The following is a 2,796-nucleotide window of genomic DNA, read 5'->3' on the forward strand; positions in this document are numbered from 1 at the left end:
GAGGGAGAGACCGTTTCCGAGGGTGTGGTCGAGGTCGATACCGAGGACGCGGATATCCCAGGTCCGGTGGCGGCCGGGGACGTCATCATCGCGACCGACGAACACCCCTTCTGGGTTCCGGACCTGAAGGCGTGGGTCAACGCGATCGACCTGGCTCCGAGCATGTGGTTGCAGACCTCGGCCGGCACCTGGGTCCAGATCAACGCGATCCAGGCCTGGTCTCAGCCCGCCACGGTCCATAACCTGACCGTCCAGGGCGTCCACACCTACCATGTGTCCACGGGGTCGCTCGACGTCCTCAACCACAACTGCGATGCTGCTTCCGCTGCATCTGCGATGAAAGAATTGATCGCAGAAAAGGCAGGATTCTCGGAGAGCGGGCAGCGTTTCATTGTGGATGAAAATATGCACCCTGGCGTTGCCTCTGGAATGCGAGAGGCTGGATACAATGCTCGTGGTGTTCATGAAATGGGAATTACTGGTGCGAGTGATCCTGAGATCAATTTGATGGCTGGGCAAATTAATGCCCGAGTTGTTACCCACGATAGGGGGAAGTTGGACGGGGGGTTTGGTTCGCGGGCTATCCAGGTAAATGCTCGAGTGAATTCTGTGTCTGGTGTTATTGGGGTGGTAGAAAGTGCACTGCGATGAATTCTGGGCATGTTGGAAATGACGCGGAAGCCTTGAAGAGGATTCATAGAAGGTGGTCTGCTCGCAGGGTGAGGTCGCCTGCCTCTCCAGACTTCCAAGATATATGGGTTTCTGAGCAGTGTGGCGGATGTAGGTACTGGTTTCCCTTGGCAGGAAAGCTTGGGTTGGATTATGGGGCTTGCGCGAATTCTGAATCTGAGTTTGATTCGCATGTAAAATTTGAGCATGATGGATGTGATTTTTTTGAGCCTGCCGGAGAATGGGTGGTTTCGGAGGATTTAGACTGATTTATTTTCGCTCTGCTTCTATGTAGCCCAGATTCGTCAGGGGGTTGATCTGCTCTTCTGATCCGGTGCTTTGCCCGTGATGTCCCTGGTCCGGGCAGGAACGAGCCCTCGCGTGTCGCTGCGGTGTGCGCCGGGCTCCACAAGCTCCGGTGAGGGCGCCTGTCCTCCTTCTCACTGCTCGTCGGGGCGGGGGACGGTGGTCAGGTCGGGGCAGGCAGGGTGGTCAGCCTCCGCCAGCAGGCGGTGAACGCCTCCGTCCAGGGCCAGGTCCGCTCCAGGCGCAGGAACCGTCGGCGGGCATGACGGGCCAGGCGTGCGGGCAGGTGGTAGATCCGGAACCGCATGGTCTCGGGCTCCGCCCCGGCGAGGTCCTCGTGATCGTGCAGGGTGAGCAACCGCAGCCACGCGTCCAGGTCCGCGGCCAGGTTGGCCGTGAGCACCCACGCCCGGTTGACCGTCCAGGACTTCGAGGGCAGCCGGGCCAGGCCCATCGCCTTGTTCGTGCGCACCCGGTCCTCGACCTCCGCGTGGTCGCGGTGGGGCGTTTCCCCTTGAGTGTGGACACCTTCTGATCAGGCAGCGAGCTCCAGGCTAACCGCTCGCTGCTCGTAGACGAGCGGGCTGAGATACCCGTTCGCCGAATGACGCCTCCGAGTGTTGTACCGGCCGATCCAGGAGAACACCGCCAACCGGGCCGCCCTGACCGTGGGCCACCGCTTCAACCCCAACCCCTGCAACGTCTCCCGCTTCAACGTGGCGTTGAACGCCTCCGCGGCCGCGTTGTCCGCGCTGGAGCCCACCGCGCCCATCGACCGCGCCACCCCCAGCCGGCCGCACACCGCGGCGAACTCGGCAGAGGTGTACTGGGCGCCGTGGTCGGAGTGGAACACCGCTCCGTCCAGGGACCCGCGCTCACGTGCTGCGGCCTCCAACGCGTCCGCCACCAGGGACGTGCGCATGTGGTCGGCGATCGACCAGCCCACCAGGCGGCGCGAGTACAGGTCCATCACCGTGGCCAGGTACAGGAACCGGCCACCCTCCACGGGCAGGTAGGTGATGTCCCCGACGTAGCGGGTGTTGGGTGCGCTCGCGGTGAAGTCCCGCCCGAGCAGGTCGGGCACCGGCTCGCGGGACGGTGCGGGCACGGTGGTATGTACCTTCGTGCGCAGGTGGATGCCCTGCAGACCGGCGGCCCGCATCAGGCGTTCGACACGCTTGTGGTTGACGTGGTGGCCCTGCTCGCGCAGCTCGGCGGTGTGATGCGCGGGGAGCCGTTGGCCGGGTCGGCCTCGTGGATTGCCGCGATCCGCACGGTCAACTCGGCATCACGCGCGGCCCGCTCCGCACGGGCCCTGGCTCTCTTCTTCCAGGCGTGAAAGCCCGACCAGGACAGGCCCAGCACCCGGCACAGCCGCTTGACACCGAAGGTGTCCCGGAAGTCTTGGACGAAGCTGAAGCGGCTCACCACTTCGTCTCTTTCGCGAAATAGGCGGCTGCCCGGCGCAGGATCTCGCGTTCGGTCTCCAGCTCGGCGACCTGGGCGCGCAGCCGCTTGTTCTCCTGTTCCAGGGACTCGCGTTGGGGGGTGCGGCTTTGGGCGGGCGCGGTGGCGGTGGTGGGGCGGGCCTCGTCGTCCCTGCGGATCCGGTTGCGCAGGGTCTCGCGGTTGAGGCCGGGTTCGGCGGCGATCTGCGCGATGGTGGCTCCGGGGCGGGAGCGGTAGAACGCGATGGCGTCGGCTTTGAACTCGGCCGGGTAGTGCTTCATGGCCATGGGTGTGGACTCCTCCTCAGACTCAAGTGTCCGATATGTCCACTACTCGGGGGGAAGCCCCGTCTCGGAGTTGTCGGTCAACCGT

General features: G+C 64.3%; 2 protein-coding genes and 2 pseudogenes. 2 read left to right on the forward strand and 2 right to left on the reverse strand.

Annotation, left to right across the window (positions count from 1 at the left end; all coding sequences use genetic code 11):
* Positions 1-651, forward strand: a 651-nt coding sequence (locus tag QJS33_RS31110) for a DUF5615 family PIN-like protein (RefSeq protein ID WP_306371645.1), incomplete at its 5' end; no start/stop codon positions are given.
* The gene (locus QJS33_RS31530) at positions 648-938 is read left to right on the forward strand and encodes a DUF3027 domain-containing protein (protein WP_372339754.1); all 291 of its coding nucleotides are present in this window, start codon (positions 648-650) and stop codon (positions 936-938) included. The genes QJS33_RS31110 and QJS33_RS31530, both read left to right, overlap by 4 nt.
* Positions 939-1,138: 200 nt before the next feature.
* Here QJS33_RS31530 and QJS33_RS31115 read toward each other — a convergent pair.
* Together QJS33_RS31115 and QJS33_RS31120 are read right to left on the reverse strand one after the other, a co-directional pair.
* Positions 1,139-1,465 (reverse strand): annotated as a pseudogene (locus QJS33_RS31115) (transposase); the annotation flags it as partial.
* Positions 1,466-1,510: 45 nt separating this feature from the next.
* Positions 1,511-2,711 (reverse strand): annotated as a pseudogene (locus tag QJS33_RS31120) (IS3 family transposase).
* Positions 2,712-2,796: the final 85 nt, after the last annotated feature.

The organism is Nocardiopsis sp. CC223A (assembly GCF_030766825.1).
Taxonomy (GTDB): Bacteria; Actinomycetota; Actinomycetes; order Streptosporangiales; family Streptosporangiaceae; genus Nocardiopsis.